Below are 23246 nucleotides of genomic sequence, written 5' to 3'. Positions count from 1 at the left end.
CCTGCGCAAGAATCCGCTGACCTCGCGATTGCGTTATGCCCCTGGTCACGATCAATGTTTGGCAGGGACTACCCGAAAATCAAATTGATCAGATTCAGCAGGCCACCCATGCTTGCTTGGTGAAAGCTTGGGGCATTCCTGACAACGGGGGCTACTACCTCATCAACGAGCGTCCCCAATCAAGAATGCAAATCGACAGAACGATGTGGGGGATTGAGCGTTCCAATCAGCCACCCATTCTGCTGCAAATCACGTCGTCTCCAAGGAGTGCAGAGATGAAGACCAGCTTTTACAAGCTTCTCGCCGGCGAGTTCGCTCGACTTGGCTTTCGACCCGAGGATCTCTTCATCAGCATCACACCCAGTAACCCAGAAGATTGGTCTTTTGGTAATGGCATCGCGCAGCTACTCAATGGTGCCCAAACGACTGAATCGAGTTCTGATTGAAGCGATCAGCTGGGCCACCAAGCCGGCGGACAGGCAGGCCGCTGCGGTAGTGGCGCCGTATTGCTCTCGAGCAGCAACCACCAGAAGCCGCCCAACAGGTGGGGATCCACCAACCTCAGCAGTTGTTCGCGGCGGCTGAGACGAGCGGCCAAGGGCAATGGCCCTGGCTCAGAGAGGGCCGTGATCTCCTGGGCCAGCCCCAACTGCAGCAGCACCTCTCCCTGCAGGGCTGCCCCTTGCCAGTGCCAACCGGCAGCCGAGGCGAGCTGCTCAACCAGGGTTGTGCAGACATGGGCTGTGAGGTCCATACGCCCGGGATCACGCAACAGCTCGGTGCTGGTGCGCTGCTCACGGCAGGCCAACAAGGTGCCCCCATCACGGCTTGGGGCGTAGTAGCGCGAAGCCGGCATGGCGTAGTCAATCGCCAGCAGCCATCCCTGGCGCAAACAGGCCCGTGCCTGCTCAAGCCAGGGGCCCAGTGCTGGGCACCATTCGCTGCTCCAGCCATCAGGACGCCCGCCGCCGCCTGGCGGCAACCCCAGCTGCTCCAACTGCGCCAGCACCGCCGGAGCCAAACCAGCCCCCACCTGCCAGCAAGGCTGCTGCTGCCCATCGAGGCCCACCAGCCACTCATGCCACTGGCCGTTCTGCAGGCCAAATCGCTGCACGGGCAAGGCATCGAGAAGCTCGTGGGCCACGATCAATCCGCGGCGCGGTTCAGCAGCTAACTGCTGCGGGGAACACCAGTGCACAGGCACAGCGGCGCCGGCCAAGGTTTGCTGCTGACGCGCCTGCAGCGCCGGACTGCTCTCCACCAACACCAGCTCGAGCCGGTCCAGCCAAGCCGGAGATTCAGCGCCAATCCCATTGATGAGATCGCGCATCAACTGCCCATCGCCAGGCCCCCACTCAATCAAGGTCAGGGGTCCTGACTCGGCGGCCAGGGCATCGAGGCAAGGCCACAGCTGACGGCCCAACAATTCGGCAAACACCGGGCCTTGGGAGGGAGCGGTGACGAAATCACCGCCAGAACCGAAGCGCACCTGGCCACTGCCGTAATACCCATGCGCAGGGTCATTCAGGAGCCAATCCATCACCGCCATAAAGCTTTGCGGCCCAGCGCTGGCCTGAAGCCGCTGCACCAGCCAGGAGCTCTGCTGCTGTTCCTCCACAACACCTCCGCTGGACATCAACGAGAATGCATCACCCCTTTGCCGTTGGTTATGCCCCGCTGGTTGCTGTCTGCCATCTGCGCATTGCTGTTGTGCCTCTGGCAGCCATCGGCGGCCCTTGCCATCGACGATCCCTCGGTCTTACCGGATCAACCCACCCCGGTGATTGATCTGGCCAGGATCCTGACCGACAGCCAGCGCAAAAACCTGGAGCAAGAACTCGAGGGCGTGGAAGCCAAGGTGGGCTGGAAATTACGTGTACTCACCCAATTCGATCAAACACCAGGACTGGCCGTGCGTGATTTCTGGCAGCTGGATGAGCGCAGCCTGCTGTTGATTGCCGACCCCCGCGGCGGCAATTTGCTGAACTTCAACGTGGGCGACGCCTTCTTTGCGCTGATGCCACGCACCTACTGGGTGGAACTGCAAACCCGCTTTGGCAATCAGTTTTATGTGCGCGACCACGGCGAAGATGGCGCCATTTTTGATGCTCTTGAAGCCGTTGAAATTTGCCTGGAGCGTGGTGGCTGCCAGGTGGTGCCTGGTTTACCCCAGGAGCAGTGGATTCTCACCTTGATGACATCCATCTTGGGGGGATTGATTGTGGGTATTGCAGCCTTCCCACGGGAACCGGATCAAACCATCGCCTGGTCATGGGTGCTGCTGCTCTCACCGCTGTGGGTGATTCTCTTTGGCGTCTTTGGGATCGGCCCGGTGGTGACTCGTACAGCTGATTGGTTGCCACTGAGCCGGAACATTCTCGGCTTCATTGGCAGCAGCGTGGCGGCCTATCTCTTGGCCCAATATTTCACCAGCCGCAACACCCAGGCGGGGGACAACACCTAGATCAAAGGCCTTCGCTTACTTTGGCGAGCATGCACTCGAGGCTGTCGTCGTTGCAGGGCTCTGGAGCCACCTCAACCTCCTGGGGCTCATCGATCAGCCCAACAGCTGGGTGCATCTGACGCAACTTTTGCAAGTTGGCCTCATAGAAGCGCTTGAGGCGGCCATATTTCACAACCGGTTGGCCGTAGTAGCTGTAGCCACGCAGGGTGGGGAACGAGGCCCACTCAGGCGCCAGCTTTGCGGCCAACTGCGGGGTGAGCTCACCGCGATCAGCCAAATGCATAGCACCGCGTTTCTTGATCAGATACAGCGCGGCCTGATCCTGGGCATGGGGACCAAAGCCCACCAGATCCAGAGCCCGCACAGCCAAGCGCCAGGTGGCTGGCATGAATTGATAAGCCCCAGCAGCGGCGCTGGCATAACCGCTGGTGTAGTTCACCCGATCGGGGTGGCGGTTCAGGGTTTTCATCAGTGAGCCGCCAAACATCACTCGATAGCCGATGTCGGCGCCTTCTTTCCAGGTGCCTTCGGCGTAGCGAATCGTGTTGAGCAGGGCTCGGCGCTCAGGGGTGATCGCAAACACCTTCGGCATGCGCGGCACACTCGGCATGCGCAAGCGAGGAAAACGCAACTGAGCCAATTCGCTGGATTCTTGCTTGGCGGCGGGCTGAGCTTTGGCTCCAGCAGCCAGGGCAGGGGCGACCGGCAGCACGACCATGGGCGCTAGCAAAACAGCGGCAAACAACCTGGAAGCTTGTGGGCGCTGAAGCATCACAAATAAGGAATTAACGGGAGCACTCGCGACAAACCACGAGAAGCAGACGGCGCAAATATGCCCAGAATTGAGACAGATGGGATTATCCTGCGGACGGATAATAAATTGTCCTCGAGCACTTGATTGATACCAATCCTCCCAACAGCTTGAAAACTTGAAGACTCAATTCAGCGCCAGTCAACAAACAAATTGCCAGCCCAAATAAAGGCATCAAGCTGTCAATATCAGCGCGATTGCAACAGCGCCGCTAACACGCACTCGCTCGCCTTAGCAGCCCCATCGCTCGGAAGCGGCTGACCCTGAGGCGGAGCCAAGGGCTGGTCGAGCAACCACTGCCCTTGCTCAAAGGCGTGGCGGCTCAACAGCCGGTGAAAACCGTGTTGCTGCAGGCCTTTCTGCAGAACCTCGGCCTCAGCAAATCCGCTGCGCTCCACCACAACCAAGCCGCAGTTCTGGGAGAGCGCTTCAGCAAAGGTGCTGTAACCGGGCTTGGTGATCACCACCGAGCACAAAGGCATCACATCCACCGGGCGTAGGTCCTCGGCAATCCAGGTGGCATTGGCGGCTTGCGCCAAGGCTTCATTCACAACCAAAAACTGCCAATCAGGCCAGCACTGCAGCAGGGCTGGATCCAGCGGCAGCCCCAAACCCCCAAAGCACAGCAGGGCCGAGCGCGACTTCAGGCTGCGCCAATTGAGACGCTCCGCGATGCATTCAGGCTGAAAACGGGGCTCAGTGGCACCCAAGCCCAGGGGCTTTACCGGAACATCCCACGGCATCGGCAAGGCAAAGGGGCAGCGCAGCAGCGTTTGCGCGCGGCGGTAGTCAGCCAGGCTGCGCTGGGCCCACTGCTGCAAGGCTCCACCAAGACCTGCGTAGATCGAATCCCAACCGAAATTGCCGTGCCACAGCAACGGCCAGCCCAAGCGCTCAGCTAGGCGGGCAGCAGCCGGAGGGATATCAGCCACGATCACCACGGGCTCATGGGGCTGGCGCCAGTGCTCCAACCAGCGGGCTTCGGTCTCGATTTGCTGAGGCAGCCGCTGCTCCAAACGCTCCAAGGCCTGCAGGGTGGCTGCCGGATCACTGCCCAGGGCATCGGCTTGCACCACGCCCACATCCCATTGGCAAGGGCGGTGTTCGTAGTTGAGGCCAACAAAGGTTCGCCTGAGGAACGCTGCCGGCAAGGCGGTGGAGAGCACAAACCGACACTGGGGCTGGCTTGTCGCCAGGGCCTGCAGCACGGCGGCCACTCGAGCGCCATGGCCAAAACCATGGCTACTGATGCATGCCACCACCAACATCGCGCTAGGGCCCAGGGCTAAGGAGAAGGCTCATCGCCACGCTGCTGCGCCCAGGCCAAATCCGCATCGGTGAGAGCTTTCGCCAACATGCGCCAAACATCACCGCGCTGCCACATCACCCAAGCCAGGCGGTGTTGGCGGGGCGGCGGCACCATCCAGGCCGGCCGAAAAAAGTCTTCGGTCTCTTCCATCTACACCACCCCCAAAATCCGGCGAACCGTGCTCACCGTGAGGCCAGTGGCTTTGCTGATCGAGCCATAGCTCTTGCCCTGGCCTCGCAGGTCGCGGACATGCTCAGCCTGCTCGTTGGTGTATTTGCGCTTGGGACCAAAGGGCACACCCTTGTTGCGCGCCGCTTGGATGCCCTCACGGGAACGCTCCATTGAGAGCTCACGCTCCACCTGCACAGCGGCCGTTAAGACCCCAACCACTGGCTTGGCCATGGTCCCGAGGCCTTTGGTATCGACGCGCCCATCAAGAGTTCGAACGTGCACATCACGCTCGAGCAACTCAGCGACGCGACTGACGCAGTCCTCCATGGTTCGCCCCAGCCGATCGAGCTTGGGAATCAAGAGCACATCCCCGGGCCGGCAGGCATCGATGGCCCGCTGCAGCTCGACCCGTTCACTGAAGGGTGCAGCACCTGAGATGTGTTCACTGAAAAGTTGATCCACCAGGGCCGCCTTGAGGCCCTCGAGCTGATGCTCGAGCTCCTGGGGCGTTGTGGAGCAACGCGCATAACCAACGAGCGCCATGGGGCCTCTTGCCGTAAGTGGATGCCTATAGCGTGACACCTACTTACGACATATGCAAATGCATTGTCTGCATTGCTATTTGTGCAGGTGTCGCATTGATCTAGTTACAGCACAGCCATTCAGGAGCCAACAAGGCCATTGGAATCGAGCAACAGCTGCTGCTCCAGCAGCTCGCCATCGAGGCCATACCAGCGGTGGGCCGCCAGTTGGACCTCGCCGCCACGATCCAGTTCCACCCACGAGAAATGGCGCCAGGGCCGGCCGCTGGCATCGATTCCATGGCGGGGAACACAGGCGGCATTGAGATAGACGGTGCCCTGCCGGTCCTGTTGCACGGTGCGGCGTTGCCCGGCTCCATGCCGCAGGCGATGGTGCATGTGGCCAAAAATCACCAAGGGCAGGGGCCTCTGCTTGCGGATCAGGCGAATCGCTTCCTGCAGGTCTTGATCGCCCCAATCACAGGCCGGACGTTTCCAATCACGGCCGCAGAGATCAGCGGCGTCACTCCCTAAACCGGTGGGCCCGCTATGGGCCAGCAACACCAGGGGACGATCGGTTGGTGCCTGCAGAGCTGCTGCACTGATGCGCTGGGCCGACTCAAACAGGCTGAGCTCGCCCCAATGGGCCTTCACCGCAGGGGAGAGATAGAAACCACCGCCAGCACTCCCTGGCCGGCCACCCACCACCGAGAGGGGAGCCGGGTCCAGCGGCTTGTGCGACCAGCCGCAGTGCAGGCCACCGAGGGCTTGCTCCATGCGCGCCAGAGTGCGGCCACTGGCATCTTTCGCCGCATCGTGGTTTCCCAAAACGCAAGCCACAGGCAGCTCGAGCTCCCGCAGCAGCCGCGGCAACCGCACATCACCATCGGCCAGATCGCCCACCACCAGGAGGGCATCAGGTCGCAAAATCCTCAGCAACGTGGCATCGCCCTGGTCCCACTGACCGTGGAGATCTCCAGCGATGGCAAGTCGCAGCACAATCCGGCGCGCAGGCGTTTCTACTCTTAGGGCACTGCGCCATCCAGTTCCCGCGTGTTTGCCGCCACTCAATCCGCCGCTCCGCGGCTGGATCAGGTCGAACGTATTGCGCAGCTACGGCAGCAACGCCGTGCCGTGATCCTGGCGCACTACTACCAAGAGGACGCCATCCAAGACATCGCCGACTTCATCGGTGACTCCTTGGAACTCTCCCGCAAAGCGGCCAACACCGATGCCGAGGTGATCGTGTTTTGCGGGGTGCACTTCATGGCGGAAACCGCCAAGATCCTCAGCCCGCAGAAAACGGTGGTGCTGCCGGATCTCAACGCCGGCTGCTCACTGGCTGATGCCTGCCCGGCCGATGGCTTTGCGCAATTCAAGGCGGAGCACCCAGACCACGTGGTGATCAGCTACATCAACTGCTCAGCAGCAATCAAAGCCCAGAGCGATCTGATCTGCACCAGCAGCAACGCCGTGGCGATGGTGCAGTCGGTGCCGAACGATCAACCGATCCTGTTTGCTCCCGATCAAAACCTGGGCCGCTGGGTCTCGCGCCAAGCGGGCCGCGAGCTCACGCTGTGGCCCGGCAGCTGCATAGTGCATGAAACCTTCAGTGAAGAGGCCCTGCTGGGCTTGAAGGCAGCTCACCCCGATGCCGCAGTGATCGCCCACCCCGAATGCGAACAGCACCTGCTCGACCTAGCCGATTTCATTGGCTCCACCAGCATGTTGCTGAACTACAGCCAATCCAGTGAGGCCAGCGGCTTCATCGTGCTCACCGAGCCGGGGATCCTGCACCAGATGCGCAAGGCGGTTCCAAGCAAAGAGTTTTATGCCGTGCCAGGGCTCGATGGCTGCAGCTGCAATGCCTGCCCCCATATGCGGCTCAACACGCTCGACAAGTTGGAGCAGTGCCTCGAAACCCTCGAACCAGCGATCGAACTCAATGAATCCCTGCGCTTGCAGGCGCTCAAGCCGATCGAGCGGATGCTGGAGCTGAGCCGCTGATCGAGCACACCCCCGAAGGGCTCTTCTGCCAAGCCGCCAACGCTTGGATCGATCCATGGCGCCCCGTGCCGCGGGCGTTGATCACCCATGCCCACGCCGACCATGCCCGTCCTGGCTGCGGCGAGTACTGGGCGATCGGCCGCAGTGCTGCTGTGTTGCGGCAACGGCTTGGGCAGCAGATCACGCTCAACAGCGTCAATTACGGCGATGAGCAACGCATCGGCGATGCGTGCGTGTCGTTTCATAGCGCCGGCCATGTGCTGGGTTCAGCGCAAATTCGCCTGCAAGCCGGTGGTGAAACCTGGCTGGTCAGTGGCGACTACAAGCGCGACAGCGATCCCAGTTGTGATCCGTTTTCGGTGGTGAGCACCGATGTGTTGATCAGCGAAGCCACCTTTGGCTTGCCGATCTACCGCTGGCCCGCGGGTCAACAGGTGGCGGCCGATCTACTGCAGTGGTGGCGCGAGGCTCCCGAGCGGGCATCGCTGCTGTTCTGCTACGCCTTCGGCAAAGCCCAACGGCTCCTGGCTGAGCTGCATCAGCTCGGCGTTCGCGACACAGTGCTGCTGCATGGCGCCATGGTGCCGATCACCCAGGCCTATCGCGATGAGGGCATTGCGATGGTGCCCACAGAACCGGTGAGCTCATTGCCGCGTAACGCCGATCTATCGGGGCGGTTGGTGCTGGCACCACCCTCGGCGCATCGCAGCCCCTGGATGAAACGCTTCAAGGCGCCGCAAACAGGCTTCGCCTCAGGCTGGATGGCCGTGCGCGGAGCCCGCAGGCGGCGCGGCTACGAGCGTGGCTTCGTGCTCAGCGATCACGCCGATTGGCCCGGGCTGCTGCAAACCGTGCGCGACTCCAAGGCCCAAATGGTTTATGTGACCCACGGCCAAAGCGACGTGTTGGCCCGTTACCTGCGCGAGGAGGAGGGGATTGCCAGCGAACCACTCAGCACCCTGTTTGAAGGCGAGGCTGAGAACTGAAGCCAGCTGTTAACTCAGAGCTGGTTGTCGTCAACTTTGTGCAGCTTGTGGAGCTGCTCAACCACCTTGCTCTGGAACTTGTCTTTTTTCTGGTGGAGCCAATCACCCACCTGATTGCGCTCCTCAGCGGTGAGATTCATCTTTTGCAGATAGTCCTTGGTGGCATCCCACAGGGCACTGCCGAACTCTTGAGAGTGGCGGAGTCGCTCAGCCACACCGGCATGGAGATCGTCGTTGTCGACCAGAGGATGGGTTTCGATGATGTCGGCGGTGGTGTCGACAACTGGAGTTTCGGTGATATCAGCCATGGCAGAGACAAACGGACTGCCTCCAGTGTGAAAACAATTCGGGAAAACGATTTAAACCACACTGAGTAAGCCCATCCGCAGGGCCATCACCGCCGCTTGGGTGCGATCACGCACACCCAACTTGCTAATCACGGTGCTGACGTGGGTCTTCACCGTTTCCTGTGAGATGAACAGCCGCTGGGCAATCTCTCGGTTGCAATAGCCCTCACTCAGGGCCTGCAGCACCTCTTGCTCCCGGCCGGAGAGCTGATCGAGGGCCTCAAGCCCCTCAGCTGAATCGTCTGGATGGAGCGCGGCTGCCTCCCGCACAGGAGCTGGGAAATAGGTGCCGCCCTCCAGGGTGCGAGAGATGGCCTTCATGAAATCGCCGTCGCCACTTCCCAAGGACGAGACAAAGATCACCCCTTGGGCCCCAGCATCGAGGGCCTCGCGCACCACCTCCTGGGTTTCACGGCGCAGGAACAACAAGCAGATGCACTGGGGCCAGCGCTGGCGCAGCTCACGCACCAGGCTGATGCCATAGCCCTGCTCCAGGTCTTCGGTTACCAGCACCAAATCAGGGGCTTGCGCCGCGTGGGCCAAGGCTTCCTGCTCGGTGCTACAGGCTCCGATCAACCCGTCTTGAAAGATCTGACCCAGAGCCAATGCGGCCAGCAGGAGACGATCACCAAAACACAGCAACTTGCTGCGGCCCTTCAATAGCTCCCTCACTGCCGGCAACGCCTGTTGAACCGGAGCCGAGTACAGATCAATGTCCATTCCTTCAGCCTGGAGAGAGCGCGTTAAGAGAAGCCTTAACGCGGGCTGTCCAAATCAAAGCAACCCAGCAATGGGCTGCCGCTTAACGGCCCCACCAGTGGTGGTGATAAGAGGGGTCACTACTACCAGCCTGCAACTGCCGGGTGGTTTCGATCACGATGGCCGCCAACGAACTGGAGATGATCAACATCCCGTAGAAGCCGCGGATGCGCATGTCGTGGATGTCAGCTGGGGTGTGGCTGATGATCACCTGAAAGAAGAACACCAAACACAAACCCACAACAAAGCCGATCCCCAGAGCGACAACAACCCGGGCACCACTAAAGCTTGGGCGTTTGGGGCTTGGCATCAATCAAGCGGCTCCAGCAGTGGGGCCAGCTTTACCCACCAGGTTTTTCATCACCACATAGAACACCGGCACCACCAAGGTGGAGAGCACGGTGGCCACCGACAAACCGCCGAATACCACCAAGCCCAAAGAAGCCTGGCTTTGCGCACCGGCTCCGCTGGCCAGCATCAACGGCAGGAAACCAAATAGCGACGAGATCGCCGTCATCAAGATCGGCCGCAACCTGGATTTGGCTGCATCGGTGGCGGCCTCCAGGGCTGATCGCCCTTCGCCCATGCGTTGGTTGGCCAAATCAACAATCAAGATGCCATTGCCTGCCGCCAGGCCAATCAACATCACCAAGCCAACCTGGGCGTAGATGTTGAGCACTTGGCCTGCCCCCGAGAGGAACACCAAGGCGCCCAACATGGCGGTGGGTACGGTCATCAAGATGATCAACGGATCGGTGTAGCTCTCGTATTGGGCCGAAAGCACCAAGTACACCACCAAAATGCCCATGCCAAAGATCACCACGGCCAACGCACCGGCTTTGACTTCTTCTCTGGAAATGCCGGTCCAGTCAAAGCCGAGCCCCTGGAAATTCTGAGCGGCAAACACATCTTGAATGCCCGTAATGGCTTGACCAGAGCTCTTGCCTGGTGCCGGAGATCCCTCAATCTTGATCGAGCGGAACAGGTTGAAGCGGTTGATGATGCTCGGACCAATCGTTTGCTTCACCGTGAAGAATTCCGCCAGCGGGATTTGCTCACCAGAGGCGTTCTTGACGTAAATCGAGCCCAGTTGATCTTGGGTGGAGCGGCTATCAGCAGCGGCTTGCACATACACACGGCGCACCTTGCCCTCCTGGAAGGTGTCGTTGACGTAGCTGGAGCCGAAGTAAATGCTGAAGGTCTGCATCGCCTGACCGAAGTCGACCCCCAAGGCCATCATGCGATCGCGATCCACATCGATCGTGAGTTGCGGTGAATCAGGGATAAACTGGGTGAACACCTTGGCGAAGGTGGGATCACTGTTGGCGGCCTGAATGATCTGCCCAGCTGAGGCAGCGAATTCACTCATCGAATAGGAACCGCCACTCTGATCGAGCAGCTGGAACTCAAAGCCAGCGCTGGCGCCATAGCCAGGAATGGCCGGTGGCTCCACCACAAACACCCTGGCTTCATCGATTTGGGCCGCCATCTTTTGATTGAGGCGCTGGGTGATGGCCTCCATCGTTTGATCCTTCTGGGGCCTGTCATCCCAGTTCTTCACGCCAAAGAAGAACAGACCGCGGTTGGGGCCATAGCCATCGAGGCTGGCACCACTAAAGATGCCCGCAGCAGCCACATCAGGCTCGGTGCGCAGAATCGAAGCGATCTTTTTGTTCACCTTGTTGGTGACATCGTTGGAGGTGCCCTCGGGCGCCATCACAAACCCAATGCCGAAGCCCTGATCTTCCGTAGGGACAAAGCCCGCGGGGACCGCACTGAAGGCAAAACCGGTGAGCAGAATCCCTGCCCCCAGGGCGCCCATGATCACGCGGCGGTGTGACAACACCCAATCGAGCAACCAGGCATAGAACTGCTCAAAGCGGGCGTAGTAGGTGTTGAAGGTGCTGAAGATCACCGGCACGAAATAGCCCAGCGCGCAGCCCAAACCGGTGAAAAAGACCACGGGGATGGGATTCCAAACGCCCGCAATGGCCAGGCCCACAACAGCGCCACCAATGGCAAAGGGCAGACGCAAGGGGCGGCCGCTAGTTTTGGAAATCGCAAACCCGATGATGGCGGCCACACCTGCAGGGATCAGTGCCATCGCGGCGCCACCACCGACAAACAGCAGGCCGTAAATAAAGCCAATCACCGTGGCTGCAATGGTGTAAGTGCGGCGGTTGGGCTCTTTGTATTCGCTGCTCAGCAGCAGAGCCGAGAGCATCGGCGAAAAGGTCAGCGCGTTGAACGTGGAGATCGCGATCGAGAAGATGATCGTGGCCGCGAACTGCTTGTAGATCGTTCCAGTGGCGCCTGGGAAGAACAGCACCGGCAGGAACACGCACATCTTGACCAGCGATGTGGCGATCACCGCTGAGAAGAGTTCGTCCATGGTGGATTTCGCCGCTTCCACCGCGGTTAAGCCCGTCTCTTTTTTGGAGGAGGTGTCCTCAATCACCGTGATGGCGTCATCCACCACCAGACCGGTGGCGAGCACCAAGCCAAACAGGGTCAGCTGATTGAGCGAGAAGCCAAAGCCGAGCACGAATGCAAAGGTGCCCACCAGAGCCACTGGGATGGCGATGCCAGGAACCAAGGTGGCCTTCCAGTTCTGCAAAAACAGAAACAGGATCAACACCACCAAGACCACCGCATCACGCAGGGAGCCCACCACACCTTCAATCGAGGCTGTGATGAATTCGGTGGAGTCAAAGACCTGCTCGATCTTCATGCCCACAGGCATCTTTTCTTTGAATTCCTCGATGACCTGCTTGACGCCATCAGAGACCACCAGAGCATTACTGCCGCCCAGCTGGCTGATGGCCATCGACACAGCGGGGTTGCCCTCCAGGTTCACGGCGGAGATCTCGTAGCTATTACCGCCAAGCTCCACCTCGCCCACATCGCGAAGGCGGATTAGGCCACCGTCATCGGTGGTTTTGATCACCAGATCGCGGAACTCATCTTCGCTAGTGAGGCGGCCCTGCAGCTGGATGGTGAAGGTGTACTGCTGATCGTCGGGTGAAGGAGCACCACCCACCTTGCCGGAGGGAACCAACCGGTTTTGACTGCGAATCGCATTCACCACATCGCTGGAGGTGAGCTCCATCGTCGCCAGCTTGTTGGGGTCAAGCCAAATCCGGATCGCGAGTTCGCGGTTGCCGTAGTAGGTAACGCTGCCAACACCTGTTACCCGCTTGATGCTGTCGGTGAGGTTTTGATCGAGATAACCGCTAATCGTCTCAACGCTGTAGTCGATCTTGCTGGGATCTTCGTTGGTGAAGTTGTAAACAAGCAGCGTGGAGGTGGAGGCTTTATCCACCACAACACCCGACTGCTTCACTTCAGAGGGCAAACGGGGTTCCGCCAGGGACACCCGGTTTTGCACATTGACCTGGTTGATATCACCATCGGTGCCGCTGTTGAACATCACCGTGATCAGAGCAGAGCCGTCGGAGGAGCTCGATGAACTGATGTAGTCCATGTTCTCAACCCCGTTGATCTGCTGCTCGAGCACCGAGGTGACGCCCTGCTCAACGCTGACGGCATCAGCACCGACGTAGTTCGCGCTCACCCGCACCGTCGGCGGGGCAATATCCGGCAGCATCTCTACCGGCAGGATCGGGATCGCAATCAAACCCGCGATCACGATCAACAGTGAGCAGACCGACGTGAGGACAGGCCTGGTGATGAAGTTATTGGAGAGAGACATCGTTCAGATCACTGGGCCGGCTTTGGCTGGGCGGGTTTGATCTGAACCGGCATGCCGTGCTTGAGGTTCATCAAGTTGGAGGTGATCACCATCTCTCCTGGCTGAACTCCTTCCAACACGGGGTAGAGGTTGTTTTGTACAGGGCCCACCTTCACCGGTGTTTGCAATGCAAACTTGGTGTCCTCTGGCAAGTTCTTGAGCTTGTCGAGCGGCGCTTGGCCTGGCTGCTGCTCCAGCTGCTGGAAGCTGCCAACGCGGAAAACAAAGTTTTGACCAGAGGCGCTGACCACGGCTGTGAAAGGAACCGCATCCAGTTTTTTGGTGCCCAGTTGAACGCTGGTGAGCACCCGCTGTCCGGTGCGGAGGGTGCCGTTGGGATTATCAAAGATGGCTTTCACCAGCAATCCCTGGGTGCCGGCTTGAACAGCAGGGTTGATGGAGCTCACGGTGCTGGTGACGATCGGATCGCTCACCCCTGGCTTCAGCAACTTGACCGTTTGACCCACTTCCACGCGATCACCGAACTTGGCCGGGATATCAACGCGCGCTTCGAGTGTGTTGTTTTTCACCACCATGGTGAAAACGTCGCCCTGGCGAAGTACATCGCCCAACTTGACCTTCACATCGGCAATGGTTCCCGCCATTGGCGATGTGAGGTTGCTATAGCCAACGGTGGCCTGCTGAGCAATCGCCCGCTCCCTTGAGGAGATGTAGGCCTGACGGCGCTGATCGCGCTGCATCTCAGAGACAGCACCCTGGGAGGCGAGGTATTCGTAGCGCTGGTAATTGAGCTTGTCGGTCTCGGCTTTGGCCACTTCACTGCGCAGCCGGGCGTTTTCCTGTTCCTGATCCAACACCAACAGCAGCTGACCGGGCTCAACCAAATCGCCTTGGGCGATCTTCAACTCATCGACGCGACCACCGGCCTGGGCTGCCAAGGCCACCAAGTCCTTGGCTTCCAAGGTGCTGACGGTCTGGATGTCTTCGGTGAACTCAACCTTTTTGACAGCCGTTTCCTGAACAGGAAGCGCCTGAAAAGGGGTTCCCCCACAACCGGCCAATAGGACGCTGGTCCCGGCGAGGACCATCACGCTGGAGAAAAGACGCACCCCAATAGCCGTTGTTGAAAGAATTATGCGGAGTTTGTTGCCGTTCAGCAGCAGATAGAAACCAAATCTGCGGGTTCGCACTGACGGACTGATTTCGGGCCATAACCTTGAAGGGTCAACCAATAAATCGATGCCCGAGCTGAGTGCGCACAGCCTCGAAGTCACCGAGACCTTGATCAGCGGCGCCCGCTTCCTGGTGATCCTGGTCGCGGCACGACTCCTCGCCGAGACGATGGTGCGCTTCAAGCTGCCCACGATCCTGGGGGAATTGGTTGCTGGTCTGATCGTTGGCATCTCCGGTTTTCACCTGGTGGTGCCACCGGAAACCCAAGCAGTCTTGAGTGAAGGATTTAGCGCCGTCCTCGGGGGCTTAGCGCACGTACCAGGTGATGTTGTCGGCGAGCTCTATGCCGAAACATTCCCCAGCGTGGAAGCAGTAGCCAGCCTCGGACTGTTCTCCTTGCTCTTCCTCACCGGCCTGGAAAGTGATCTCGATGAGCTGGTGGCCGTTGGCGGCAAAGCCACCTCGGTCGCCGTTGCTGGGGTTGTGTTGCCCTTTGCCATCGGCACGGCAGGACTGATGGCGATCTTCCAGGTGGACTTGATTCCAGCGGTGTTTGCCGGGGCATCGATGACGGCCACGAGCATCGCGATCACAGCGAGCGTCTTTGGTGAGCTCAAGATGCTGCGCTCCTCCGAAGGCCAAATTGTTCTGGGCGCGGCGGTTCTCGATGACATCCTTGGCATCGTGATCCTGGCTGTTGTGGTGAGCCTGGCGAGCAGCGGTTCGCTCACGATCGGCCCGATCATCTCCCTGGTTGCTGCAGCGGTTGTGTTCGTGCTGGCTGCCATCGGCTTGAGCCGTAGCGCTGCACCACTGTTCGACAAGTTGATTGAGAACCTTCAGGCCACCGGTGAAATCGTGGTGGCGTCGTTTGTTGTTTTGGTGGTTTGCGCCTTCACCGCCACAGCCATTGGCCTGGAGGCAGCCCTTGGGGCCTTTGCTGCTGGCCTCATCCTCAGCAAGTCCAAACACCGCCACGACATTGAGCAACAGGTCAAACCCGTGGTGGCCCTGTTCGCCACGATCTTCTTTGTGCTGATCGGCACGAAGATGGATTTGAGCGTGGTGAACCCCTTTGATCCCGCCAACCGGGAGGGATTGATCATTGCTGCCTTCCTGTTGGTGGTAGCCATCGCCGGCAAGGTGGCTGCCGGCTGGCTCTACGCCTCCAAAGAACCCACCAATCGCCTGGTGGTGGGCTTGGGGATGATGCCCCGCGGCGAAGTGGGCTTGATCTTCCTGGGCTTGGGTAGCCAAGCCAAGTTGCTGAGCCCCTCACTGGAGGCGGCGATCTTGTTGATGGTGATCGGCACCACCTTCCTGGCCCCTCTGCTGTTGCGCTTCGTGCTTGGACACGAAGAAGAGGCGGTTGAAGCCAGCTGAGAAGCACCATGCAACCGGTGGTGATCCTCGGTGGGTTTCTGATCACCGATGAGGCCTACGGGCCAATGGCGGAGTGGTTGAAAGCGCGAGGCGGCATCGACGTGAGCGTGGTGCATGCCAGCCGCTGGGATTGGTTGCTCACCAGCTCGGCCTCGGGCTGGCAGCGCTTGCTCCGGCGCGTCGATAAAACCGTGCGGCAAGCCCGCAGTCGCTGCGCAGGGGCACCGGTGACCCTGATCGGCCACAGCTCCGGCGGTGTGATGTTGAGGCTCTATCTGGCGGAGAGCGGCCTTGAAGGCGCCAGCCTCAACGGGCGCCAACTCTGCAATCGCTTGATCTGCCTGGGCAGTCCCCACCAGGCCAAGCGGGCCACAAGGCTGCGAGCGTTGGTGGACCGGCTACTCCCTGGCTGCGCTTGTGCGCCGCAGGTGGGCTACATCTCCGTGGCTGGTCGATTGGATCTGGCCAGCGCGCAAGCCAGCGGTTTTGCCCGCCGCAGCGCGGCTAACTCCTACAAGCAAATCGGCGCTAAGCCCGAAGATCCCGGCGATGGATTGGTGCCCGTGAGCTCGGCCTGGCTCAAAGGATCAAAGCTGATCGAGCTGGAGGCCACCGCCCATGGAGGCCTGTTTGGCCAGCCTTGGTATGGCTCGATCGAACGCGTCAGCCAGTGGTGGCCGCAAGCCAACAGTTAGTCACCGCCTATTCCCACAACATCCCAACAACAAAAAGCCCCCTCCGAGGAGGGGGCTTTCCGATTCAGTTGATCTGAATCGTTTGTTGATTCCAGATCAACCGATGGCAGGAGCCTGGAGAGCCACAGGGGCGCTCTCGGCAGCAGCCAGGTCGAGGGGGAAGTTGTGAGCGTTGCGCTCGTGCATCACTTCCATGCCGAGGCCGGCACGGTTGAGGATGTCAGCCCAGGTGTTCAGAACACGACCCTGGGAATCCAGGATGGACTGGTTGAAGTTGAAGCCGTTCAGGTTGAAGGCCATGGTGCTCACGCCAAGGGCGGTGAACCAGATGCCAACCACAGGCCAGGCAGCCAGGAAGAAGTGAAGGCTGCGGCTGTTGTTGAACGAGGCGTATTGGAAGATCAGGCGACCGAAGTAACCGTGGGCAGCCACGATGTTGTAGGTCTCTTCCTCTTGGCCGAACTTGTAGCCGTAGTTCTGGGACTCGCTCTCGGTGGTTTCACGCACCAGGGAGGAGGTCACCAGGGAGCCGTGCATGGCGGAGAACAAGCTGCCGCCGAAGACGCCTGCCACACCCAGCATGTGGAAGGGGTGCATCAGGATGTTGTGCTCGGCCTGGAACACCAGCATGTAGTTGAAGGTGCCAGAGATGCCCAGGGGCATCGCGTCAGAGAAAGAACCCTGACCGAAGGGGTAGACCAGGAACACTGCGGAAGCAGCAGCCACAGGGGCGCTGTAAGCAATGCAGATCCAAGGGCGCATGCCCAGGCGGTAGGAGAGTTCCCACTCACGGCCCATGTAGGCATAGATGCCGATGAGGAAGTGGAAGATCACCAGCTGGAAAGGACCGCCGTTGTACAGCCACTCATCGAGGGAAGCGGCTTCCCAGATGGGATAGAAGTGCAGGCCAATGGCGTTGCTGGAAGGAACAACAGCACCGGAGATGATGTTGTTGCCGTAGAGCAGGGAGCCGGCGACAGGCTCGCGGATGCCGTCGATATCAACCGGGGGAGCGGCGATGAAGGCAACGATGAAGCAGGTGGTGGCAGCCAGCAGAGTCGGGATCATCAGAACACCGAACCAACCCACATAGAGGCGGTTGTCGGTGCTGGTGACCCACTCGCAGAACTGCTGCCACGCAGAGGCGCCGGAGCGCTGCTGAATGGTGGTTTGCATGAGTGCGTTGGGGTGTGCCCGAAGGCGGTATGAATTCCCGGATCAATGTCCGGTCCCCCAATTGTAAAGCAACATTGCGGGATGTAACGCGCAGCCTTCATCGCTTCAGGTGATTCAACCAATAAGCCCGGCTGATACCTCTTGCTTGCTCTCGCCTTGGCACAAAAAAAGCCCCCGCCTTAGCGCGAGGGCTTGGCCGTTCAGCTCAGCTGAACAGGTCTTGAGGAACTTCAGCCTCAGCCGACAGCAGGAGCCTGGAGAGCCACAGGGGCGCTCTCAGTGGTTGCCAGGTCGAGGGGGAAGTTGTGAGCGTTGCGCTCGTGCATCACTTCCATGCCGAGGTTGGCACGGTTCAACACGTCAGCCCAGGTGGGGACCACCTTGCCTTGAGCATCAAGGATGGACTGGTTGAAGTTGAAGCCGTTCAGGTTGAACGCCATGGTCGCAATGCCCATGGAGGTGAACCAGATGCCAACCACAGGCCAGGCAGCCAGGAAGAAGTGAAGGCTGCGGCTGTTGTTGAACGAGGCGTATTGGAAGATCAGGCGACCGAAGTAACCGTGGGCAGCCACGATGTTGTAGGTCTCTTCCTCTTGGCCGAACTTGTAGCCGTAGTTCTGGGACTCGCTCTCGGTGGTTTCACGCACCAGGGAGGAGGTCACCAGGGAGCCGTGCATGGCGGAGAACAAGCTGCCGCCGAAGACGCCTGCCACACCCAGCATGTGGAAGGGGTGCATCAGGATGTTGTGCTCGGCCTGGAACACCAACATGAAGTTGAAGGTGCCAGCGATGCCCAAAGGCATGCCATCAGAGAACGAACCCTGACCAAACGGATAGATCAAGAAGACCACCATGGCCGCTGAGAGCGGTGCGGCATAGGCCACACAGATCCAAGGGCGCATGCCCAGGCGGTAGGAGAGTTCCCACTGACGACCCATGTAGGCGGAAATACCAATCAGGAAGTGGAAAACCACCAGCTGATAAGGGCCGCCGTTGTACAGCCACTCATCGAGAGTTGCTGCTTCCCAGATGGGATAGAAGTGCAGGCCAATGGCATTACTGGAGGGGATAACAGCACCAGAAATGATGTTGTTCCCGTACAGGAAGGAGCCAGCAACAGGCTCACGGATGCCGTCGATATCAACCGGGGGAGCGGCGATGAAGGCGATGATGTAACAGATGGTCGCGGCCAGGAGGCAGGGGATCATCAGGACGCCGAACCAACCCACATAAATGCGGTTGTCGGTGTTGGTGATCCACTGACAGAAGCTTTCCCAGCTACTCAGGCGACCACTGCGAACTGCGGTGGACATGAGAACAGTGTGATTTGGATGTATGCAGCCAAGGAATGGCAGCCCTAACAAAGTACGCAAACGGAATCGCTAAGACAAATAAAGTTACTCAAGTTTTTTAAGGGATGTAAAGAGGCCGATCTTTTGAATCCCCGAGTGTTAACTAATGTTTAGCGACGTTGAGGAATGTTGCTTGAACCAGTTGCTGGCTTGATCGGCAAAGCCATTCCAATCCAAACGCTCTTGTTCAGCCGCCTCAGCAACAATCACCGGCAGGCGGGCTTTGAGTTGGGCCAACTCGCTGTCGGGAACGCCAGCAGCCAAGGCCAAGTAATCCGCCATCGCCCGAGCTAGCACCCGCGTGAAATAAGCCGCCGCCAAGGCCTGGAGGGCACCGCCAACGAGCCAGGTGGCGCCATGGAGCTTGAGCAACCCAGCCAGCGCCTGGCTGCCCCACTCCAAGGCCCCCAAACTCAGGGCGCAGCGGCCCAGTTCCATCGCTGCAGCTTGCAGTTGCTCACTGGTCCACTGGCAACGCCAGAGCGCCGCCATCTCCTTGAGCAGCAGGCCATTAATCACCGCACTCAGCAACAAATCAGCGGAGGGAAGCGGCGAAGCAAACACAGCCGCCGCCACAATCCATTGACTGCGCACAACCAGCGGCTGCAGGCGCTGACGGCGCTCAGCCTCCAATTGGGCCTGCCATTGCCCGTGCAGCTGACGCAAACAACGCAACTGGGTCTGCTGCCGTTGGCGCGCGAGCGACGGAAGCGTGATCGGAAGAGCTTCATTGCGCTGCCAGAGCTGAAAACGCGAACCCAACTGCGACGACCAAGCAGCCATCTGCTCTGCGCTGCCCTCAGCAGGGCCCAGCACCAGCAGGGGTAACTCCCAAGGCGCCGCTTCCAACCAGCGCAGATCAGCAGCACTGGGTGCAGCGGCCAAGGCATAAATGACCAAATCCGCCCGCAGCAGCTGCTCAGGCCAGGCCCAGCGCTCAGGGGCCAGTGGCAGGCTCTTGGCCAGGTGCAACTGAAGCGGTGCGCTGGATGGCAGCTTCTGCTTCAGCAGCTCCACCAATTCCAAGTCGCTGGCTCCGGCCAGCACAACGTGGCGATCCGGGCGCTCGCCAAGCTGCTCAAGCTGCTGGAGTTGCTGCTGATGGTGCTGGCAGGGCAGCTCAAGGGCGTCGAATTGCTCCAGCAAGGCGCGGCAATGGACCAGCAAGGCTTGAGGGGATTGGGGCAGCCGGTCTTGCGGCTGTTGGCGCCGGCCGCCGATCCACCAGAGCCCAGCGGAAGCCGCCGCCAATAAGCCGAGGGAGCTGGCGCTGCCATGGAGAAGATCACCAAGCACCACTCCACCCCCCAGCAGGGCTGAGCCCACAAGGGCTGGCTTCAGCCAAGGGCGAGTAGCAAGCGCGGGGATCGGCATGAAACGGCGTTGACAGCCCCTGTCTAAGACCCCTCGCAAGGGATGGACGTTGTTTTTACCTTGGGAAAGATGGCAACGCCACTTCCGCCGCTACCCCGGTTGCAGCTTCAGCTGAAACGCTGCTGGGAGATCCTGCTGGATTCACCGAGCTGGGATGGCGACCTGCCTGTCCCCGTGTTGGATCGCAGCTGGCTGCAGCTGGACATCCTCAGCATTGATGCGCTGCTGGGGCGATTCCCTGTGGACAGCTCAGCCCACGCACCGGAGTTGGTGCGCTTCCAGTCGCTGCTGGAGCAAGGAATGCCGGCCGATGAGGCCGAACAACTGTGCTGGCAAGACTTTGGCCCTGAGGCCTGCCACCGGGCCCTGCGCCGCTTCTGGCAAGAACAACAGCAGCCCAGTTGCCTGTGGAGTCTTGAGGACTACCTCACCTTGATCGAGCGCTACCGGCGCACTCTCCACAGCGGCAAGCCTGAATTGCCACTTTTGGTCTTGCCGCGCCGCGACGGCAAACAACGGCTGAGCTGTCACTGGCTGCCCAAAACGACCGGCGATAGGCCAAACTGAGCCGCTGCAACGGGCAGGGTTGATGGCCGATCAGGATCGGGAACAGGGAGGACGCGGGCGCTCTCGCCAAGGAGGCCAGCGCGATGGTGCTGGCGGCTTCCGGATCCGCCTAAGCGATAACGAATTGCAGGCGGCCCGCACGCTGCAAGAAGCCTTTCAACTGCGCTCCACCGTGGCCGTGCTTGGTTTCTCCCTGCGCACCATGGCTGATCTGCTGGAGCAGGGGGCCCTCGATGAGGTGATCAGCCAGCAGAAGCGCAGCGGTGGCGGCCGTCCCCCCCGCGGCGAACGCCGTGGCGGCGATGGCCAGGGCCAGCGCGATGCACGCCCTAACCCCTTTGCCCGTCCCAGCAAGCCTGCGGCTCCAGAGCCCGAGCCCGAACCCGCTGCGGAAGAGCCCGCTGCGGAAGAACCTGCAGTGACAGCTGACGTTGAGGCAACCACTGAGCCAGCTGCCGCAAGCGACGAAGCCAGCACTGAAGCTGCCACCGAGGCCACCAGCAACGAAGCGGAGGCCTGATGGCAAGACCCAGGGTGCTGTCGGGCGTTCAGCCCACAGGGTCTTTGCATCTCGGCAACTGGCTTGGAGCCATCCGCAATTGGGTGGATCTACAACGCAGCCACGACACCTTTTTTTGTGTCGTGGATCTGCATGCCATCACGGTCCCCCACGACCCGAAGCAACTCGCAGCCGACACGCGCTCCACGGCAGCGCTCTATTTGGCCTGCGGCATCGATCCAGAGCAGGCCACTGTCTTCGTGCAAAGCCAGGTGCCCGCTCACGCGGAACTGGCGTGGCTCCTCAACTGCGTCACGCCGTTGAACTGGCTTGAGCGAATGATCCAGTTCAAGGAAAAGGCCGTCAAACAGGGCGACAACGTGTCCGTGGGCCTGTTGGATTACCCAGTGTTGATGGCCGCCGACATCCTTCTCTATGACGCCGACCAAGTGCCGGTTGGCGAAGATCAAAAACAGCACCTCGAACTCGCCCGAGACATTGCGCAGCAGCGGATCAATAGCCGCTTTGGCAGCGAGGAGACGCCGGTACTCAAGGTCCCCAAACCGATGATCATGAAAGAGGGGGCCCGTGTGATGAGCCTCACCGATGGCAGCGCCAAGATGAGCAAAAGCGATCCCAACGAGGGGGCGCGGATCAACCTGCTCGATCCACCGGAGCTGATCACCAAGAAGATCAAGCGCGCCAAAACAGACCCGGTGATGGGCTTGGAATTCGGCAACCCTGAGCGCCCTGAGGCCGACAACCTGCTGGGGCTCTATGCGCTGCTCAGCGGCCAGAACCGTGAGCAGGTGTCCAGCGAATGCGCCGAGATGGGCTGGGGACGCTTCAAACCCCTACTTGCGGAGACCACGGTGGAGGCCCTCAGGCCGATTCAGCAGCGTTACAGCGAAATCAGTGCTGACCGCAGCGGCCTCGATCAGGTGCTGGAGATTGGACGACAACGGGCCAGCGCGGTGGCCGAGCAAACCCTGCAACGGGTTCAAGAGGCCATGGGCTTCGCCAGACCCGCGACAGCTAATTAGTTTCTGCAGCAAAGATAAACAGAGGTAATGGATGGGCGCTTCGGCGGGCGCTCTCATCAAACTTTCAGGCTCTAAAGCCCTTTTTCTCAACTCAGTCGCAGACTGCGACTTGCGCGTCTTGGGCCTTATCTGGATTCCGCTAGGACGGCGATCTCGGTTGGCAACCCTTTCCGCTCGGCGGAGCGTAAACAACCGTTAATTCGAAACACTGGCGATCCGTCGATTAACAGCGACTGCATGGATCTGGCCCTCACTCTGCGATCTGGTCTTGGCTTGAGCTTCTGCGCCCTCAGTGGCGCTCTGGTCATCACCACCGAAGGAAGTGCCTCCTACCTGCAATCCTCCATGGCCGCGCGGGTTCTGACTGCGCCTCAGGATCAAGCACGCCCGAGTTATGTGCTGACCCCCGAGCGCAAAGCACTGCTCAACACCATTCGTTTTGCCGAAGGCACCTGGAAGAAGGGCTCTGATGTGGGCTACCGGGTGCTCTACGGAGGCTCCACCTTCAGCAGCTTTGCGAAGCATCCCGAAAAGGTGATCGTTAAGCGCTACACCAGCGCTGCGGCCGGTGCTTATCAATTTTTGCCTGGCACTTGGAAGATGGCCTCCCGCAAGCTGGGACTGGGTGATTTCGGCCCCAGCAACCAGGACCAGGCCGCCCTGTTCTTGATTGAGCGCCGTGATGCCCTGGCGATGGCTGATCAAGGAGAGCTGACACCGCAACTGCTGGCCAAGCTGGCTCCTGAATGGGCCTCACTGCCCACCCTGCAGTCGAAAAGCTTCTACGGCCAGCCAGTCAAAAAACACCAAGACCTCAAGGCCTTCTATGAGAAGAGCCTGGAGCAAGAGCGACGCCAAGCCGCTGGCATGGGCCCGATCAGCCTGCTGCTGAGCTAA

At 60.1% G+C, this 23246-nt stretch carries 24 protein-coding genes; 10 read left to right on the top strand and 14 right to left on the bottom strand.

Annotated features, from left to right (window positions below; translation table 11 throughout):
* Positions 1 to 35 precede the first annotated feature (35 nt).
* Positions 36 to 446, top strand: a complete 411-nt coding sequence (locus tag SIB46_RS01175; protein ID WP_413296731.1) for a tautomerase family protein — start codon at positions 36 to 38, stop codon at positions 444 to 446.
* Positions 447 to 451: 5 nt separating this feature from the next.
* On the opposite strand, the gene SIB46_RS01170 is transcribed toward SIB46_RS01175, so the two are convergent.
* The gene (locus SIB46_RS01170; RefSeq protein ID WP_413296730.1) at positions 452 to 1636 is read right to left on the bottom strand and encodes a class I SAM-dependent methyltransferase; all 1185 of its coding nucleotides are present in this window, start codon (positions 1634 to 1636) and stop codon (positions 452 to 454) included.
* 33 nt (positions 1637 to 1669) lie between these two features.
* Between SIB46_RS01170 and SIB46_RS01165 the strand changes: the two genes are divergently transcribed.
* Positions 1670 to 2464 (top strand): TPM domain-containing protein, encoded by a 795-nt coding sequence (locus SIB46_RS01165; RefSeq protein WP_413296729.1) that lies wholly within the window; start codon positions 1670 to 1672, stop codon positions 2462 to 2464.
* Position 2465: 1 nt separating this feature from the next.
* Here SIB46_RS01165 and SIB46_RS01160 read toward each other — a convergent pair whose 3' ends face one another.
* The 5 genes from SIB46_RS01160 to SIB46_RS01140 all read right to left on the bottom strand — a co-directional run bounded on the left by SIB46_RS01160 (position 2466) and on the right by SIB46_RS01140 (position 6272).
* Positions 2466 to 3182: an endolysin gene (locus SIB46_RS01160; RefSeq protein ID WP_413296727.1), complete on the bottom strand. Its 717-nt coding sequence runs from the start codon at positions 3180 to 3182 to the stop codon at positions 2466 to 2468.
* A 281-nt stretch (positions 3183 to 3463) separates the two neighbouring features.
* Complete coding sequence (locus tag SIB46_RS01155; protein ID WP_413296726.1) at positions 3464 to 4543, bottom strand: hypothetical protein; 1080 nt, start codon at positions 4541 to 4543, stop codon at positions 3464 to 3466.
* A gap of 17 nt (positions 4544 to 4560) precedes the next feature.
* Positions 4561 to 4734, bottom strand: coding sequence for a hypothetical protein (locus tag SIB46_RS01150; RefSeq protein ID WP_413296725.1), 174 nt, complete (start codon positions 4732 to 4734; stop codon positions 4561 to 4563).
* Complete coding sequence (locus SIB46_RS01145) at positions 4735 to 5298, bottom strand: recombinase family protein (RefSeq protein ID WP_413296724.1); 564 nt, start codon at positions 5296 to 5298, stop codon at positions 4735 to 4737.
* A 119-nt stretch (positions 5299 to 5417) separates the two neighbouring features.
* Entirely contained in the window at positions 5418 to 6272 is an 855-nt protein-coding gene (locus SIB46_RS01140; protein ID WP_413297806.1) for a TIGR04168 family protein, read from the bottom strand.
* Between the two features lie 57 nt (positions 6273 to 6329).
* On the opposite strand from SIB46_RS01140, the gene nadA reads away from it, so the two are divergent.
* Positions 6330 to 7283 carry a quinolinate synthase NadA gene (gene nadA / locus SIB46_RS01135; RefSeq protein ID WP_413296723.1) on the top strand — a complete coding sequence of 318 codons (954 nt, stop codon included), beginning with the start codon at positions 6330 to 6332 and terminating at the stop codon, positions 7281 to 7283.
* Complete coding sequence (locus tag SIB46_RS01130; protein ID WP_413297805.1) at positions 7280 to 8269, top strand: ligase-associated DNA damage response exonuclease; 990 nt, start codon at positions 7280 to 7282, stop codon at positions 8267 to 8269. Before nadA ends, SIB46_RS01130 begins: the two co-directional genes overlap by 4 nt.
* Positions 8270 to 8283: 14 nt before the next feature.
* On the opposite strand, the gene SIB46_RS01125 is transcribed toward SIB46_RS01130, so the two are convergent.
* The 5 genes from SIB46_RS01125 to SIB46_RS01105 form a co-directional block, all read right to left on the bottom strand.
* Positions 8284 to 8577 carry a hypothetical protein gene (locus SIB46_RS01125; protein WP_413296722.1) on the bottom strand — a complete coding sequence of 98 codons (294 nt, stop codon included), beginning with the start codon at positions 8575 to 8577 and terminating at the stop codon, positions 8284 to 8286.
* Between the two features lie 51 nt (positions 8578 to 8628).
* Complete coding sequence (locus SIB46_RS01120; protein WP_413296721.1) at positions 8629 to 9336, bottom strand: LuxR C-terminal-related transcriptional regulator; 708 nt, start codon at positions 9334 to 9336, stop codon at positions 8629 to 8631.
* Between the two features lie 82 nt (positions 9337 to 9418).
* On the bottom strand, positions 9419 to 9685 hold the full coding sequence (locus SIB46_RS01115) for a hypothetical protein (protein ID WP_413296720.1): 267 nt from the start codon (positions 9683 to 9685) through the stop codon (positions 9419 to 9421).
* 3 nt (positions 9686 to 9688) lie between these two features.
* Positions 9689 to 13087, bottom strand: coding sequence for an efflux RND transporter permease subunit (locus SIB46_RS01110; RefSeq protein WP_413296719.1), 3399 nt, complete (start codon positions 13085 to 13087; stop codon positions 9689 to 9691).
* Positions 13088 to 13095: 8 nt separating this feature from the next.
* Positions 13096 to 14175, bottom strand: a complete 1080-nt coding sequence (locus tag SIB46_RS01105) for an efflux RND transporter periplasmic adaptor subunit (protein WP_413296718.1) — start codon at positions 14173 to 14175, stop codon at positions 13096 to 13098.
* A 151-nt stretch (positions 14176 to 14326) separates the two neighbouring features.
* On the opposite strand from SIB46_RS01105, the gene SIB46_RS01100 reads away from it, so the two are divergent.
* The gene (locus SIB46_RS01100; protein WP_413296717.1) at positions 14327 to 15643 is read left to right on the top strand and encodes a cation:proton antiporter; all 1317 of its coding nucleotides are present in this window, start codon (positions 14327 to 14329) and stop codon (positions 15641 to 15643) included.
* 8 nt (positions 15644 to 15651) lie between these two features.
* Positions 15652 to 16338, top strand: coding sequence for an esterase/lipase family protein (locus tag SIB46_RS01095; RefSeq protein WP_413296716.1), 687 nt, complete (start codon positions 15652 to 15654; stop codon positions 16336 to 16338).
* Between the two features lie 96 nt (positions 16339 to 16434).
* Here the strand turns inward: SIB46_RS01095 and psbA (SIB46_RS01090) are convergent, their stop codons facing one another.
* From psbA (SIB46_RS01090) to SIB46_RS01080, 3 genes are all read right to left on the bottom strand, one after another.
* The gene (gene psbA, locus SIB46_RS01090; RefSeq protein WP_011935857.1) at positions 16435 to 17514 is read right to left on the bottom strand and encodes a photosystem II q(b) protein; all 1080 of its coding nucleotides are present in this window, start codon (positions 17512 to 17514) and stop codon (positions 16435 to 16437) included.
* Positions 17515 to 17750: 236 nt separating this feature from the next.
* Complete coding sequence (gene psbA / locus SIB46_RS01085; protein WP_413296715.1) at positions 17751 to 18827, bottom strand: photosystem II q(b) protein; 1077 nt, start codon at positions 18825 to 18827, stop codon at positions 17751 to 17753.
* Between the two features lie 138 nt (positions 18828 to 18965).
* A complete protein-coding gene (locus SIB46_RS01080; protein WP_413296714.1) occupies positions 18966 to 20240 on the bottom strand; it encodes a DUF697 domain-containing protein in 1275 nt (424 codons plus the stop codon).
* Positions 20241 to 20282: 42 nt separating this feature from the next.
* On the opposite strand from SIB46_RS01080, the gene SIB46_RS01075 reads away from it, so the two are divergent.
* From SIB46_RS01075 to SIB46_RS01060, 4 genes are all read left to right on the top strand, one after another.
* Positions 20283 to 20807, top strand: a complete 525-nt coding sequence (locus SIB46_RS01075) for a hypothetical protein (protein WP_413296713.1) — start codon at positions 20283 to 20285, stop codon at positions 20805 to 20807.
* Between the two features lie 22 nt (positions 20808 to 20829).
* Positions 20830 to 21327, top strand: coding sequence for a hypothetical protein (locus SIB46_RS01070; protein WP_413296712.1), 498 nt, complete (start codon positions 20830 to 20832; stop codon positions 21325 to 21327).
* Complete coding sequence (gene trpS / locus SIB46_RS01065) at positions 21327 to 22349, top strand: tryptophan--tRNA ligase (protein ID WP_413296710.1); 1023 nt, start codon at positions 21327 to 21329, stop codon at positions 22347 to 22349. Before SIB46_RS01070 ends, trpS begins: the two co-directional genes overlap by 1 nt.
* 237 nt (positions 22350 to 22586) lie before the next feature.
* Positions 22587 to 23246 carry a muramidase gene (locus SIB46_RS01060; RefSeq protein WP_413296709.1) on the top strand — a complete coding sequence of 220 codons (660 nt, stop codon included), beginning with the start codon at positions 22587 to 22589 and terminating at the stop codon, positions 23244 to 23246.

Source organism: Synechococcus sp. MIT S9452 (assembly GCF_047304245.1).
In the GTDB taxonomy this organism is placed as follows: Bacteria; Cyanobacteriota; Cyanobacteriia; order PCC-6307; family Cyanobiaceae; genus RCC307.
Note: the sequence above shows the minus strand (reverse complement) of the source record. Positions and strands in the feature narration are given on the sequence as shown.

Bases quoted from the DNA above. Each gene is read 5' to 3' on its own strand.
- SIB46_RS01110 (WP_413296719.1), bottom strand. From the start codon at position 13,087: ATGTCTCTCTCCAATAACTTCATCACCAGGCCTGTCCTCACGTCGGTC.
- SIB46_RS01075 (WP_413296713.1), top strand. From the start codon at position 20,283: ATGGACGTTGTTTTTACCTTGGGAAAGATGGCAACGCCACTTCCGCCG.
- SIB46_RS01105 (WP_413296718.1), bottom strand. From the start codon at position 14,175: ATGGTCCTCGCCGGGACCAGCGTCCTATTGGCCGGTTGTGGGGGAACC.
- SIB46_RS01175 (WP_413296731.1), top strand. From the start codon at position 36: ATGCCCCTGGTCACGATCAATGTTTGGCAGGGACTACCCGAAAATCAA.
- SIB46_RS01160 (WP_413296727.1), bottom strand. From the start codon at position 3,182: ATGGTCGTGCTGCCGGTCGCCCCTGCCCTGGCTGCTGGAGCCAAAGCT.
- psbA (WP_011935857.1), bottom strand. From the start codon at position 17,514: ATGCAAACCACCATTCAGCAGCGCTCCGGCGCCTCTGCGTGGCAGCAG.
- SIB46_RS01120 (WP_413296721.1), bottom strand. From the start codon at position 9,336: ATGGACATTGATCTGTACTCGGCTCCGGTTCAACAGGCGTTGCCGGCA.
- SIB46_RS01070 (WP_413296712.1), top strand. From the start codon at position 20,830: ATGGCCGATCAGGATCGGGAACAGGGAGGACGCGGGCGCTCTCGCCAA.
- SIB46_RS01145 (WP_413296724.1), bottom strand. From the start codon at position 5,298: ATGGCGCTCGTTGGTTATGCGCGTTGCTCCACAACGCCCCAGGAGCTC.
- SIB46_RS01115 (WP_413296720.1), bottom strand. From the start codon at position 9,685: ATGCCAAGCCCCAAACGCCCAAGCTTTAGTGGTGCCCGGGTTGTTGTC.
- SIB46_RS01095 (WP_413296716.1), top strand. From the start codon at position 15,652: ATGCAACCGGTGGTGATCCTCGGTGGGTTTCTGATCACCGATGAGGCC.
- SIB46_RS01150 (WP_413296725.1), bottom strand. From the start codon at position 4,734: ATGGAAGAGACCGAAGACTTTTTTCGGCCGGCCTGGATGGTGCCGCCG.
- SIB46_RS01165 (WP_413296729.1), top strand. From the start codon at position 1,670: ATGCCCCGCTGGTTGCTGTCTGCCATCTGCGCATTGCTGTTGTGCCTC.
- SIB46_RS01100 (WP_413296717.1), top strand. From the start codon at position 14,327: ATGCCCGAGCTGAGTGCGCACAGCCTCGAAGTCACCGAGACCTTGATC.
- SIB46_RS01155 (WP_413296726.1), bottom strand. From the start codon at position 4,543: ATGTTGGTGGTGGCATGCATCAGTAGCCATGGTTTTGGCCATGGCGCT.
- SIB46_RS01060 (WP_413296709.1), top strand. From the start codon at position 22,587: ATGGATCTGGCCCTCACTCTGCGATCTGGTCTTGGCTTGAGCTTCTGC.
- SIB46_RS01170 (WP_413296730.1), bottom strand. From the start codon at position 1,636: ATGTCCAGCGGAGGTGTTGTGGAGGAACAGCAGCAGAGCTCCTGGCTG.
- psbA (WP_413296715.1), bottom strand. From the start codon at position 18,827: ATGTCCACCGCAGTTCGCAGTGGTCGCCTGAGTAGCTGGGAAAGCTTC.
- SIB46_RS01125 (WP_413296722.1), bottom strand. From the start codon at position 8,577: ATGGCTGATATCACCGAAACTCCAGTTGTCGACACCACCGCCGACATC.
- SIB46_RS01080 (WP_413296714.1), bottom strand. From the start codon at position 20,240: ATGCCGATCCCCGCGCTTGCTACTCGCCCTTGGCTGAAGCCAGCCCTT.
- trpS (WP_413296710.1), top strand. From the start codon at position 21,327: ATGGCAAGACCCAGGGTGCTGTCGGGCGTTCAGCCCACAGGGTCTTTG.